Source organism: Pseudomonas sp. W22_MBD1_FP4 (assembly GCF_052113765.1).
Classification (GTDB): domain Bacteria; phylum Pseudomonadota; class Gammaproteobacteria; order Pseudomonadales; family Pseudomonadaceae; genus Aquipseudomonas; species Aquipseudomonas sivasensis.
In genome coordinates, this window is sequence record NZ_JBGQOI010000020.1 from 89037 (window position 1) to 103302 (window position 14266).

The 14266-nt window shown below is 56.2% G+C and carries 10 protein-coding genes and 1 pseudogene; 9 read left to right on the top strand and 2 right to left on the bottom strand.

Annotated elements, in window-relative coordinates; genetic code table 11:
• The first annotated feature begins 46 nt into the window (after nucleotides 1-46).
• From ACEN2T_RS22965 to ACEN2T_RS23000, 8 genes and pseudogenes are all read left to right on the top strand, one after another.
• Nucleotides 47-1588, top strand: coding sequence for an N-6 DNA methylase (locus ACEN2T_RS22965; protein WP_442117589.1), 1542 nt, complete (start codon nucleotides 47-49; stop codon nucleotides 1586-1588).
• Nucleotides 1585-2883: a restriction endonuclease subunit S gene (locus ACEN2T_RS22970; protein ID WP_003400127.1), complete on the top strand. Its 1299-nt coding sequence runs from the start codon at nucleotides 1585-1587 to the stop codon at nucleotides 2881-2883. Before ACEN2T_RS22965 ends, ACEN2T_RS22970 begins: the two co-directional genes overlap by 4 nt.
• Before the next feature lie 26 nt (nucleotides 2884-2909).
• Nucleotides 2910-3845 (top strand): restriction endonuclease, encoded by a 936-nt coding sequence (locus ACEN2T_RS22975; RefSeq protein ID WP_003400125.1) that lies wholly within the window; start codon nucleotides 2910-2912, stop codon nucleotides 3843-3845.
• A 1579-nt stretch (nucleotides 3846-5424) separates the two neighbouring features.
• On the top strand, nucleotides 5425-6357 hold the full coding sequence (locus ACEN2T_RS22980) for a chemotaxis protein CheV (RefSeq protein WP_032884688.1): 933 nt from the start codon (nucleotides 5425-5427) through the stop codon (nucleotides 6355-6357).
• A gap of 75 nt (nucleotides 6358-6432) precedes the next feature.
• Nucleotides 6433-7548: an HD-GYP domain-containing protein gene (locus tag ACEN2T_RS22985; protein WP_260367953.1), complete on the top strand. Its 1116-nt coding sequence runs from the start codon at nucleotides 6433-6435 to the stop codon at nucleotides 7546-7548.
• Nucleotides 7549-7992: 444 nt separating this feature from the next.
• Nucleotides 7993-8943, top strand: a pseudogene (locus ACEN2T_RS22990) (PDC sensor domain-containing protein); the annotation flags it as partial.
• Nucleotides 8944-9054: 111 nt separating this feature from the next.
• Complete coding sequence (locus ACEN2T_RS22995; RefSeq protein ID WP_375803696.1) at nucleotides 9055-9843, top strand: methyl-accepting chemotaxis protein; 789 nt, start codon at nucleotides 9055-9057, stop codon at nucleotides 9841-9843.
• 149 nt (nucleotides 9844-9992) lie between these two features.
• A complete protein-coding gene (locus tag ACEN2T_RS23000) occupies nucleotides 9993-11426 on the top strand; it encodes an ArnT family glycosyltransferase (RefSeq protein WP_442117590.1) in 1434 nt (477 codons plus the stop codon).
• Between the two features lie 19 nt (nucleotides 11427-11445).
• Here the strand turns inward: ACEN2T_RS23000 and ACEN2T_RS23005 are convergent, their stop codons facing one another.
• Nucleotides 11446-11934, bottom strand: a complete 489-nt coding sequence (locus ACEN2T_RS23005) for a TIGR00645 family protein (RefSeq protein WP_005791582.1) — start codon at nucleotides 11932-11934, stop codon at nucleotides 11446-11448.
• A 165-nt stretch (nucleotides 11935-12099) separates the two neighbouring features.
• Between ACEN2T_RS23005 and ACEN2T_RS23010 the strand changes: the two genes are divergently transcribed.
• Entirely contained in the window at nucleotides 12100-13923 is a 1824-nt protein-coding gene (locus tag ACEN2T_RS23010; protein ID WP_442117591.1) for a hypothetical protein, read from the top strand.
• Between the two features lie 6 nt (nucleotides 13924-13929).
• On the opposite strand, the gene ACEN2T_RS23015 is transcribed toward ACEN2T_RS23010, so the two are convergent.
• Nucleotides 13930-14247, bottom strand: a complete 318-nt coding sequence (locus tag ACEN2T_RS23015) for a PA4575 family protein (RefSeq protein WP_032884774.1) — start codon at nucleotides 14245-14247, stop codon at nucleotides 13930-13932.
• Nucleotides 14248-14266: the final 19 nt, after the last annotated feature.

Below are 14266 nucleotides of genomic sequence, written 5' to 3' on the forward strand. Positions count from 1 at the left end.
GCGCCAGCGCAATCTGGCGCTTTACACACTTCGCCACAGGTACCCCATGACCAACTCCGATATCGTCCAGAAACTCTGGAACCTCTGCGACGTCCTGCGCGACGATGGCATCAACTACAGCGACTACGTCACCGAGCTCGTGCTTCTGCTGTTCATCAAGATGGAATACGAACAGGTGCAGAACAACGAAAGCTTCGGCCACAAGCTGCCCGAAGGCGCGCGCTGGCCAGACCTGGCGGGCAAGTCCGGTGTTAACCTACTCGATCACTACCGGCAGATGCTGCTGGACCTTGGCAAAAACCCTGACCCGCTGATCGCCGCCATCTACGCCGATGCTCAGACTCGCCTCAAGGAACCGCGCCATCTCGAGCAACTGATCAAGAGCCTCGACGGTATCGACTGGTTCAGCGCCCGCCAAGACGGCCTCGGTGATCTTTATGAAGGCCTGTTGGAAAAAAACGCCAGCGAGACCAAATCCGGGGCCGGCCAGTACTTCACCCCTCGGCCGCTGATCGACAGCATTATCCGCTGTATCAAGCCGCAGCCGGGCGAGACCATCCAAGACCCGGCTGCCGGTACCGCCGGCTTTTTGATCGCTGCCGATGCCTACATCAAAAGCCAAACCGACGATTACTACGATCTCGACACCAAAGCCCAGGCGTTCCAGCGTAATCGCGCCTTTGTTGGCGTAGAACTAGTGGCCGGCACTCGCCGGCTCGCGCTAATGAATACCTTGCTGCATGGCATGGAAGGCGACGAGGAAGGCGTGGTGCATCTTGGCAACGCTCTCGGCCAAGTCGGCGCCGGCCTGCCTAAAGTGGACGTGATTCTCTCAAATCCGCCGTTCGGCACTTCCAAGGGTGGCGGTGGCCCGACCCGAGACGACCTGACCTACCGCACCAGCAATAAACAGCTAGCCTTTCTCCAGCACATTTACCGTGGCCTCAAGCCCGGTGGCCGCGCCGCCGTAGTGTTGCCGGACAACGTGCTGTTCGAGGCCGGCGTCGGCACCGATGTACGCCGCGACCTGATGGACAAGTGCAACCTGCACACCATTCTGCGTCTGCCAACCGGCATTTTCTATGCGCAGGGCGTGAAAACTAATGTGCTGTTTTTTCAGAAGGGCACCCTGGAAAACCCGCGCCAGGAGGACGGCTGCACCAAGCGCGTGTGGATTTATGACTTACGCAGCAACATGCCCAGCTTTGGCAAGCGCACTCCCTTCGGCCCTACCCATCTGAAGCCGTTTGAGGATGCCTATGGCAATGATCTCAACGGCGGAAGCCCGCGCGCGGAGAACGTCGAAGGTATTGGTGAATCCAGCCGCTTCCGCTGCTTTACCCGCGATTACATCCGCAATGAACGTGGTGATTCGCTGGATATCAGCTGGCTAAAGGACGACAGCAGCTTAGATGCCGCTGACCTGCCCGCTCCGGAAGTGCTGGCGGGTGAGGCCATGGCTGAACTGACCGAGGCGCTGCATGAATTGGAAGAGCTTATGAAGGCGCTGGGGGCGGGGGATGAAGTGGTGGCGCAGAAGCAGCTATTAGCAGATGTCATGGGTCTTTCTAGCGAGGAAGAGGCATGACTAGTAATGATATCCCCGCAAGCTGGTTGATCCTTGATTTCAACGAAATATTTAGCCAGGTCTCGACTTCCGGAAAAAAGGTAAAGTCAGCTGACGTTCTGACTGAAGGAAGGTTCCCCGTCGTAGATCAAGGACGGAGTTTCATTTCCGGCTACTTGGATGATGCCAATCTTGTAGTATCTGAAAATAAGCCACTGATAATTTTTGGCGATCACACTCGCGAAATTAAATGGATAGATTTTCCATTTATTCCGGGCGCAGATGGCGTGCAGATTCTAAAGCCGCACCCTGAAATGGATACACGCTTCTTGTATTACTTTCTTCGCAACCTTCCGATTGAAAGTAGAGGGTACGCAAGACATTTCAAAATCGTGAAAGATGCAGCGTATCTGGTTCCACCGCTCGCGGAACAAACCCGCATCGCCGCCAAGCTCGACGAACTGCTAGCACAGGTCGATACACTGAAAGCATGCATCGACGGCATCCCCTCGCTGCTCAAGCGCTTCCGGCAATCCGTTCTCGCCGCCGCCGTTTCCGGGCGGTTGACGGATGAGTGGCGTGGTGCTGTACGTGAAAACTCTGACGGCCAGGGTTTCTCGTACCCAGTCAGACGGCTCGGCGTAATTGCACGTTTCATCGACTATAGAGGGAAGACGCCAGAAAAGGTCGATTCTGGAATTCCACTGATCACCGCTAAAAATATCAAGTCAGGGTATATTTCGAGAGTTCCTCGGGAGTTTATCCGCCCAGAAGCATATGAAAGCTGGATGACGCGTGGAATCCCAAAAGTTGGTGATGTACTGATTACAACCGAGGCACCTCTCGGTAACGTGGCAGTTATCGATATAACGGAAAAATTTGCGCTAGCACAGCGAGCAATCTGTCTTCAATTTCACGAAGGCTACTCGTCTAGCTTTGCAGCTATAACTTTGCAATCGTCACTCTTACAAGAGGAATTGGCTCGCCGCTCAACCGGAACAACAGTGAAAGGGATCAAAGCTTCAGTTTTAAAGGAAATTGGTCTACCGGCACCTTCCATCGATGAACAAAACGAAATCGTCCACCGTGTCGAGCAACTGTTCGCCTATGCCGAACAGCTGGAAACCAAGGTCAGTGAGGCCAAAAAACGAATTGATCATCTGGCCCAAAGCATCCTCGCCAAAGCGTTCAAAGGTGATCTTGTGCCGCAAGACCCGAACGACGAACCTGCGGACGTGCTGCTAGAGCGCATCAAAGCCCAACGCACCGCCGCCCCCAAAGCCAAGCGTAGTCGTCAATCCGCCACGACGGACTAAGCCTTAGATTAGGGTAAAAACGAACCATGTCCGTCCCGACCTACGATCAGTTCATCGAGCCCGTCCTGCGATTTCTCGCCATTCATCCGGAGGGTGCTACTGCGGGCGAGGCTCACGAAGCATCCGCCCTGACGCTTGGCCTAAGCGAAGCGCAGCGGCAGGAGACCATCGCCAGCGGCCAGGCCACCTATAAAAACCGCTCAGGCTGGGCGCATGATCGGCTGAAGCGCGCCGGCTATTCCAGCAGCGCAAAGCGTGGCTACTGGCAGTTGACCGAAACCGGCCGCGCATTCGCTCAGGCCAACCCTGCCCCGTTGAGCGCAGAACAGGTCGAGCATCTAGCTGTGAACTTCATGAGCGTGAAGCTGAAAACAGCGCCGGACGCCGCCTCGCTTGATGAAAGCAACGACACGTCAACGCCGATTGCCCAGACCGACCTCGCCACTAGCAGCCCGCAGGAGCGCTTGAACCAAGCCATCCTCGAGTTGCGTACCAGCGTCGCGGGCGACCTGCTGGACAGCCTGCTGCAAGCGAGCCCGACGCGCTTCGAGCACATCGTACTCGATGTGCTGCACAGCCTGGGCTACGGCGCGAATCGTCAGGCGCTGCAACAAGTCGGCGGCAGTGGCGACGGCGGCATTGACGGCGTGATCTCGCTGGACGCGCTGGGGCTGGAAAAAGTCTACGTGCAGGCCAAACGCTGGCAGAGCACCGTCGGCCGCCCCGACCTGCAAGCGTTTTATGGCGCCCTGGCCGGGCAGAAAGCCAAACGCGGTGTATTCCTCACCACTTCCGGCTTCACCGCCCAGGCCGTTGACTTCGCGCGCTCGGTCGAGGGGCTGGTGCTGGTCGACGGCAGACGCCTGGTCAATCTGATGCTCGACCACGAGGTGGGCGTCAGCTCGCAAATTTACAAGGTCCCCAGGCTCGACAGCGATTACTTTGACGAATCACTCGGCTGAGCCGAAGTCGCAGCCCAAATACCTAAGCGCAACTGGGTGTCGCTCCTAAGTGCCTTAAATTCAGGGATGAACGTAGTTATCAAACGCCGTTAGCTATACTTCGGCCTAGAATTCTCATAGAGGCTGAGCTCAACGAGCATCATCCATGGGAAGCCAGATTACGCAGCATTCCAAGTGGTATTCCAAGCAATTGGACTCATCAACTATTAGTCAATAAAATCAGCTTTCTACAGGCCCATTTCAGATTACCCCGGCCCACCATTTGATCAACTAACAGACGTCCACGGACGTCTTTTTTTTGTGCCTGAAATCCACTGAGTTCAAGCATTACAGCACTTGCGACACCCGCCCAATACCCACTCCGCAAGCTGCAGCGTTCAATTTCCCACAGATCATTCGATCCATACGGGTACCGGTGAACACAGCTACGCCTTTCCCCCGTTAACCCTCCACAACAATTCCACAAACCCGTAGATCTTTTACGCCTATCAGACGGTGCCATACCCGTCCCAAAGCAACGTTCTCTCTGAACTGGCTCTTTGGCCCATACACAATGGTGCCAGCGCCCCAAATCACCTTCAATTGGCCCCGTGAATAGGATTTCGTATGAAGCGCCAACGGTGACGTGGTTCCGGCGTTGTAGTTCGACGCCTCGGAAGACATCCCCGGCGACCTGACAGATAAGAACGTCAGACAACATGCCGTCGTTTAGCCCCCCAACCAAATAGAAAGCGACCGGTTCGCTCATCATCCATACCTAACCGGACAAACGCCTTGCAGTTGGTATGAGAGTGAGGGCTGCGCGGCCTTCTTAATGGATCCCGGTCTAAATCTCACCCGTCAGTTACCTCCCGCTCCGACTTACTGCATCGCAGCCGTTTTGGACATAGGCGGACGAACCATCCGTGATGTCACTTCCGTCAACCCGAGCCAACAAGTGATGCCCCCTGACAATATTTACGCGCTGCCTATGCACTGGGGCCGAGTCACCACCGGGTGACTGTCTAAGGGAAGAAAGGGCTGGCCGGTAGACCTTTCCACGCAATGGAGGTGTTGGAAAATACGCCTTGTGGCCGCTGTGCATGGGGCATTTTCGGATTCGCCGGACTCGTTGATTATTGGTCTGGCAACCCGCGTACGGTCGCCACTTCTTTCGTTTAGGAGCGATGCATGGCGACTCCATCAATCAAGGAGGTTGCGCCATGAAAAAATCTCCCCTATCCCCTTAATCCCCATTCCCCCCTCCCCTCACTAAACACCATGACCACCAGCCAGCCCTTCGAACTCGACGGTACTCACCACCACACGCCGCCAGCCGGAAGCTGGACGTGGAACACATAAGGCGCTGTAACTTTGCTGAATCCTGGCTTCTAATCTTAATCATTCTCAACACTTAAACTAGCAAGTTAGCCAACTAACTAATTCAAACATCCACTTGAATAGCTCATCATCCGCTTGGCTATCGCTTTAACGATTAACCTAAAAAGTATTTCGCTTTCACATATATTTTACATTCCCCTACATATGATAATGTCATTACGACATCAACGCTGTTCCAACCAGAATCAAAGGGGTGTGTATGGCAGGTGTAATGGCATCCGTTAACAGCCGTACACAACTGGTCGGTCAGAACAGACTGGAATTGTTGCTATTCCGCTTTAACGACCAACAGCTGTATGGCATTAACGTCTTTAAAGTCAGAGAAGTTATTCGCTGCCCCAAGCTATCTCTACTACCAAAGTCTAATAACAACATTTGTGGCGTTGCGAATATCCGTGGTGCTTGCATCCCCATTCTAGACCTTGCAATGGCTACCGGGCTGCCCGGCATCACAGATAAAGAAAGCGCTTTTATCATACTTACGGAGTACAACAACCGAGTTCAAGGTTTCTTGGTGTATGCAGTTGAACACATCGTTAACTTGAACTGGGAAGACATTCATCCGCCTCCCAAGGGCAGCGGTGACAACAATTACCTGACGGCGGTTACCCGTACCGATGATCGTCTGGTTGAAATCATCGATGTAGAAAAGGTGCTGACGGAAATCTCGCCCTCGTCCGAGGAAATTTCCATTGGCGTGGTGGATGACGCGGTCAATCAACAGGCTCGACACCTGCGAGTGCTGACCGTGGATGACTCGATGGTTGCGCGTAAACAGGTGACCCGCTGCCTGGAGACAGTGGGTGTTGAGGTCGTCGCCTTGAACGATGGTCGCCAGGCGCTGGATTACCTTCGGGCCATGCTTGACGAGGGGCGCAACCCGGATGAGGAGTTTCTGATGATGATTTCAGATATCGAAATGCCGGAAATGGACGGTTATACGCTGACCGCCGAAATCCGCAGCGACCCACGCATGGCCAAGTTGCATATCGTGCTGCACACGTCCCTATCGGGCGGTTTCAACCAGGCCATGGTCAAGAAAGTCGGGGCCGATGACTTCCTCGCGAAGTTTCGCCCGGATGACCTGGCAGGTCGTGTAGTCGCACGTATCAAGGCCGTGAGCCCTACCTGAAAGGCAAAACGACACTGCTCAAGCCAAGGAGGCTGATGAACAACGTATAAAAAGACCATCAACAGAGGGCATACCATGTTGAAGTGCAATGAACTCGATCTTCAGGCGCCTGATGGCGAGGCAAAGCCATTCTGGCGGGGCGGTGAGCCGTCGCAGGCGCCGTGCGCCTTGGGCTGCGGCGCTCAACCGGCCGCTACGGCCCAAGCGGCTGCGCCAGCCGTCCCAGCCATCCCCACATCCATGCAAAACGAATTAGTCGCCGCACAGGAAATCTGTAGTCGCGCTAAAACCGCCGTTGTCGAGATGTTCGGCCATGCCCGCATGGGCCGGGCACTGGAGCTTGAGCACATCAGTGCATTGGTGGACGACATTTCGAGCTCTATCGCCCGCCACCCTAATGCCTTTATCAGCTTGGCACGCCTGAAAAGCATCGACGACTACACCTACATGCATTCAGTCGCCGTGTGTGCGTTGATGATTGCCCTCGGCAATCAATTGGGCCTCTCTACCGCACTGATTCGTCGCGTCGGTATGGCCGGGCTGTTGCACGACATCGGCAAAATGGCCATACCGGGCGCCATTCTCAACAAGCCTGGCCGGTTGAGCACTGACGAATTGCAGTTGGTGCGTACCCATCCACTGGAAGGGGAAAAAACCCTGCAAGCGACCTCGCAGATGTGCGAAATGGTCGTGGATGTATGCCTGCATCACCACGAAAAAGTCGACGGCACCGGCTACCCCCATCAGTTGGTAGGGGACCAGATCAGTCTGGTGGCTCGGATGGCTGCGGTGTGCGATGTCTACGACGCAATCACCTCGGACCGCTCCTACAACCAAGGCTGGGACCCCGCCGTCGCCATCCAGCAAATGTCCACATGGGAAGGGCATTTTGATGACGAGGTATTCCGCGCGTTTTTAAAGTCCGTGGGTATTTACCCGGTCGGTTCTATCGTTCAATTGAAAAGTGGCAGTATCGGTGTAGTGATAGAACAACATCCCGAGTCGTTACTGACACCAAAAATCAAAGTGTTCTTTCTGCCCGTTCTAAATATTTATGTAACGCCGAAAATAATAGACCTGAGTGATCCCGAACAACCCGACCGAATTGTCGCGCGGGTACCGCCCCAGCGTTACGGCTTTAAAAACACCGAACGTTTATGGCTCGACGAAGAGATGCCCAAAGAGCATTAAGTAACTCAAAGCGCTGTACAGCATTTCCATGCCTAAGCAGCCAATGATAAAACACCGTGCCTTGTGCAAAAGAAGTACCGAAATGTCGACATTCGATGATGTTGACGACTATTAGCATGGGCAGGAAATATCATGAAATTCAACTCATTGCAGACTCGAATTTGCTTCACCGCCGGACTCTGCCTGTTTATCTCGTGTGCGAGTCTGGTCTCTTATGGCCTTTATTCTTCAAGCGCCAATCAAGCGTATGTCGGCACTGAAGTTTCAACCCTAATTGAAAGCGCCACTATCCGCGAAGTGCAAAACCTGGCTGAGTCGCGTGCCAATGCCATCCAGGCAAAACTGCAGAACGCCTTGGATTCAGCACGCACAATGGCCAATACGCTGGGAGCGAGTAAAAGTGCGCAGAGCCCACTGACCCTCAGCCGTGAGCAGATCAATACGATGCTGCTCAGCGTGCTCAAGGACAACCCCGACTTCAACGGCACGTATTCATGCTGGGAACCGGATGCGCTGGACGGCCAGGACCAAGCCTTTCGTATCAATGAGGGCGGTAACAACCCGTTGACGGGTCGCTTCACCCCCTATTGGACACGCAGTTCAGATGGCCATATCGCCGTGCAACCGCTTGTTGAGTACGACTCCGATGCCCGCCACCCCAATGGCGTGTTGAAGGGCGGCTGGTACTCAGGCCCACGGGACACCCAGAAAGAAAGCGTGCTGGACCCACTTCCCTACGTGGTGCAAGGCAAAAATGTGTGGCTGACCACGCTATCGGTACCTATCACTGCCAATGGCAAGTTCTACGGCGTGGTCGGGGCTGACTTCGATATCTCATTTATCCAGAAACTCAGCGAGCAAATGTCCGCAGACCTGTATGGCGGCAAAGGCTCCGTGTCGATCCTGAGCAATCAAGGGCTCGTGGTGGCTGACAGTAAACGCCCGGAATTCATTGGCCAGTCACTGAAAGGCTTGTTGCCAGGCACTTGGGAAAAGGTGTTGGCGAATGTGCAAAAAGGCCAGGGAGACAGCCGGCTCAACCAGGACTCCCAGGAAATCGAAGTACAGATGCCGATCAACCTGGGGCGCACCGGCAAGCCGTGGGCGATCTTGATCCACCTGCCCAAGGCGGTGGTCATGAGCCAGGCCTTGGCCCTGGAGCAGGAACTGCAGTCACGCGGCGTCAAGAGCAGCATCTGGCAGGTCTCGGTCGGCGTAGGTGTCTCCTTGCTGGCATTGCTGGCGCTGTGGTTTGCCACAGCGAAAATCGTCGGCCCGATTCGTGAAGCTGCCGCTCTGGCCGCGAATATCAGCCTGGGTGATTTCTCTCGCCGGCTGGTGCAGAAATCTGATGACGAAGTCGGCCAATTGTCCTTTGCCTTGAACGATATGTCGGAAAGCCTGCAACGCCAGGTGCGTGTGGCCGAGCGTATTTCCGAAGGGGACCTGGATTTGGAAGTACGCCTGTCCTCGCCCAACGACACCCTCGGCAAATCGTTGGAAAAAATGGTCGGTAACCTGAACACCCTCATTTCCCAAGTGCAGGCCAGCGCCACGCAAATCACCGGCAGTTCCGCGCAGGTCACCGAGTTGAGCCAGTCGCTGTCCGACGGCGCGTCCAATTCTGCATCGTCCATCACCGAAATCAGTGCCGTTATGACCCAGATGGCAGCGCAGACTACCGACAACGCCGCCAATGCGAAGAAGGCGGACGAGCAATCCCAGGCCTCGCGCGCCGACGCCGGGGAAAGTGACAAGTTGATGAGTGAATTGATCGCGGCCATGGCGGAAATCGACAATTCGGGCAAAGACATCACCGCGATTATCACCACCATCGACAACATCGCCGCTCAAACCAACCTGCTGGCGTTGAACGCAGCTATCGAGGCCGCACGTGCCGGCGAACTGGGGCGTGGTTTTGCGGTGGTCGCCGACGAAGTCAGGAGCCTCGCCGCCCGCAGCGCCGAAGCCGCCCAGCAAACCGCCGCGCTGATTGCCGACTCCTCGACCAAAACGCAACGCGGCATGATCATCGCCGGCCGCACCGCCGACTCGTTGAGAAATATCGTCACTGGCACCAGCACGGTTTCCAGCCTGGTGTCGTTGATCTACCAAGCCTCCAGCGAACAGGCTTCCGGCCTGCAACAGGCGAGCATCGGCCTGGAGCAGATCGACGAAGTCACTCAGCAGAACCAGGCAAACTCCCAGCAATGTGCAGTGGCAGCCAAGAACCTGTCGGAACGGGCCAACTCCATGCAACAGGGCCTGAGTCGCTTCAAAGTCAAAGCCTCGTAATGCCTCACGCGAAGCCAGGGGGTCGTCAACCTCCTGGCCCAGCGAGATAACCCACGCCCATTCATGAAATATTAAGAATCACCTCCCTATACTCATCGATTGTGAGCCGTTCCCTCAAACGATCCCCCTTCTCTCGGTAGCCAGACTCCATGACGCGTCCCGCTCCTCTGCTGCTCCTGCTTGCTGGTCTGCTGTTCTTCTTGGCCCTGGGTAACCATGAACTGCAAGGCTCCACCGAGGCCCGTGTCTCGGGCATTGCCATGGCCATGCACTTGGACAATGACTGGGTCGTACCGCAACTGTTTCGTGAGCCCTTCCTGGAAAAGCCGCCCTTGAGCCTGTGGCTGGACGCCGGAGCGATTCGCCTGTTTGGCGGCACACCTGGGGCGGTACGGCTGGCTTCGGCATTTGCCGGTCTGTTCAGCGTGATGCTGCTCTATGGAATGCTGCGCAGGTTCGGACGCCCAAAGACACTGGCGTTTTGCGCAGCGCTGATCCTCGCGACCATGGCCAGTTACTGGGGCAATGTGCGCGGCGTGGGTGAAGATTCACTGCTCAGCCTGGGCGTAACCACCGCGCTGCTGGCGTTCTACCAAGCCGTGCGACCCGGACGTGAGGGTTCCAGCGCGTGGGCATGGATGCTGTTTACCGCCGGCATGGTGATCGCCACCCTGAGCAAAGGCGTGCTGGGCCTCGCGTTGCCGGGCATCGTGATCTTTGTGTACCTGACCAGCATCAGCCTGATGGACAAGCGCCTGCGTATCGGCGAGTGGCTCAAACCGGGCGTGTTCACCGTGCTGGCGTTGGTGCCGTTAATGATCTGGCTGGGCTTCCTGTTCCAGCGCGGCGGGATGCAGGCCGTGGGCGAAGTGCTGTGGACCAACAGCGTCGGGCGGTTCAGCGGGTCGTTCGTCGAGGCTGGGCATTACGAGCCGTTTTACTACTACTTCGCGAAGCTGCCGCAAGCGTTCCTGCCCTGGAATATCCTCGTGTACCTGGGCCTGTGGCACTTTCGAAAAAGCCTGGTGCGCGATCGCTACCGCCTGTTTTTCAGTGTCTGGCTGGTGGCGCAGTTCACTCTGCTGACTCTGGCGTCCAGCAAGCGCACCGTTTACCTGATGGCACTCACGCCAGCCGCCGCCGTGCTCGCAGCAGAATATGCAGGTGTGCTGTTGGAATGGCTCAAGGTGCGCAAGCCGGCGCTGTACCGCTACCACCGGGGGGTGATCATCGGCGTGTTCAGCCTGGCAATGGTCAGCTACCTGACGGCTGCGTTCTGGTTCGCACCCAAAGCAGACAAGCGCGAGTCTTTCGTACCCGTGATCAGTCAGGCCAGGGCGTTTCAAACTGAAGGTAAGAATGTGGTGATGTTCCAGCCCAATGAGCGCATCGCCGGGGCGAGCGTGTTCTATCTGCAGGCCTACTTGCCGATCTTGCAGACCGAAGCTGAATTACACAGTTTTCTCACGGCCAAGCCCGGCAACGTTGCATTGCTGGACAACACACGCCAACTGAGCGGGAAGATCACCGTGATCAAGGAGATGAAGATCGGTCGCCAGCCTTACTACTTCATCGAGCAGTAAGGCCAGCGAACGCAGGGCATCAGTGCTTGGTGAGCTTGTCCAAGTAGCCCATGGCAAAGGCCGAGACCACGAAGGTCATGTGGATGATCACGTACCACATCAGGTGCTGGGGATCGACGTTCTTGGCGTCCATGAAGATGCGCAGCAGGTGGATCGAGGAAATCGCCACGATGGACGCCGCCACTTTCATCTTCAGCGACGAAGAGTCCATGGTGCCCAGCCAGTTGAGCTTTTCCTTGTTTTCATCGATATCCAGCTGCGACACGAAGTTCTCGTAGCCGGAAATCATCACCATCACCAGCAAGCCACCCACCAGCGCCATGTCGATCAACGACAGCAGCAGCAGGATCACTTCTGCTTCCAGCATGGTGAAAATGTTGGGAATCACGTGAATGATTTCCTGGAAGAATTTCAGCGCCAGGATCAATAAACCCAGGGATAACCCCAGGTAGATCGGCGCCAGCAGCCAGCGTGAAGCGTACATAGTGTTTTCGATAAAGCGTTCCATGGGGTCTCACACAGCTTGGCTAAAAATGGCGGCGAGTATACCAGCCGCTACAAGACACCTGTAAGCGCGAGAAAACTGACCCAGGCGGCATCTGTAAGAGAATTTTTCTGCTAGTGTCGAGCCCATCTCAACTCGGCTCGATGACGTCGGACAGGAAAAACTCAGATGATGGATGTGCGATCCCCTTTGGCCAGCATTGGCCTGTGCGCGGCATTGCTGCTGGCCAGCGGCTGCTCCCCCAGCGACGAGCAGAAGCAGACGACCCTCGAAGAGAAAACCGCCAAATTCGAACAGTCCCTCGACAGCATCCAAGACCCCAAACTGCGTGACGCCGTCGCCGACCTCGGCGGTTCGCTGCTATTGCTGGAACGGGCGCGGGTCAAGCTGGCCACCAAGCCCATCGAGGCCGAGTACGGCGAAGACAACCTGGCCCTGCTCAAGCACTACCCCACGCCCCAGGCGCTGGTGGATACCTATATCAATGGCCTGTTCGTACTGCGCAAGACTTCACACTCCGACTACCTGACGGATTTGCAGCCGGTCTTCCCGTTCAGTTTCAACATGCCCGACCAATTCCCCTTCCCCCATGGCCTGGAATGGCAGTCGGTCACCCTGAGCAACAACAAAGTCATCCCCTTCCAGCCGGAATGGTCGGAGACAGACCCCGGCATTCAGTTAAGCCCCAGCAGCTCCAACCTGACCAATCCCGATGACCTGACGGTGACCTACCCCTTCATCGACGGCATCGAGACGGAAAACAAGAGCCAACCCCAGCCTGTCACCCTAAAAGGCGCGGTCGAAGTCATCGCGCCGGGCAAGGTGGTGACGTTCGACCTGTCGAAAAAGGACGTGGGTCACAAACGCACTGAGGGCAATATCACCCTCAATTTGCTGCTGCTGGAGAAGAACTACGCCGAAATCGAGCTGACCAACAGCGAGCCACTGGCCCCGCAAGTCGGCGACGAGTCGCCAAACCCTCTGCTGGTGCAGGCGCGCGACACTACCGGGCAATTCCTCACACGCTCAGGTTCGATCAACGAAAGTGCCGCGCAAGTGGCGTTCTACGAGAAACAGTTGGCCGAGATGCAAAAGCAGAAGGCCTGGTCGGAGGGGTTCGAAAAACAACTGACGGATGAACAGAAAGCTTTCGAGCATAAGCAGGGCAGTCATTACGCCAAGGTGTATTTCAACGGCCTGATCGATACCCTGCAGGTCAACGTGATGGACTTTTCCACTGCGTCCGTTACCCGCAAGGACCTCGACTTGCCGGTGTTGCGCTTCGACAAGAACAGCCTGGAAAAGACCGTACAAGCCTTGCCGATGCCGGTCACCGTGTACGACGACAGCGCTGCCAACTGGCTCAAAGACTCGGCAATGACCGAAGAACAACTGAAAAACAGCGTCAGCATCAGCCAGTCTGTCGAAGACGCCAGTGCCGCGCATATCGTGTTCGACCACCCGTTCACCTTTAATGACGACCTGGTCGGTGCAGAGCGCAACAGCAGCGAATCGCCGATTACCTTTTTTACGGCGGACGAAAAAGGTGAGCGCGGCGACCCCATCGAGCTGCCGACCGAAGCGTTCGAGCTGAATCCGGCCCGTGGCACTCTCACCTACGACCTCACCCTGTTCCCGGAAAACCCGGCGTTTGTGGTGGGCTCAATCCCGCTGTTTTTGGCGACTATCGAGAAAGGTGAGTTAGACGTGGCCAAGCTGCCCAAGGGCTTGTCGCTCAAGGACAATGCGCTGATCGTCGATCAGAAAGAATTCCCGGCCGACAGCTGGCGCTTCTATGCCAAGGACGCCAGTGGCCAGTACCTCAAGGAAATCCTTGGGGTGAGCCACCGCGCCGAGGAATACGGCACGGCGATGTTTGACGTGCATTATTTTTACGGCCGACCGACCGCACTGGAAAGCTACCAGCGCACCGACCTGAACACCGTGCAGTACGGCTTCGAGGTCAAGCTGGACAAGCCCGACAGCAAGTGACTGCCACTACAGCGCAAGCGGCTCATGGTTGCCATTGAGCTGCCGCAGATGGGCTTGCATATGCAGGCACCAGATCTGTGGGTCGCCCGCCACTTCATATCCGTGCATAGTCAAGCTATCCACAATCGATTCCAGGATGGTTTGCGCCGCAAAAGGCCCATGAAACGGGCCTTGGGACTTGATGGTGGACGGCTGTTCACCGGACATTCCGGCGGCAAATAACAAGGTCCACATCCCGTTATCCCCCGCGAGAGGGCGAATGGAGCATTCGATACGGGTGACCAGGCCAAAGCACTGGCGGGTAAGACAAAGGTTGCGCGGCATGGCGGCGACCCTCGGCAGA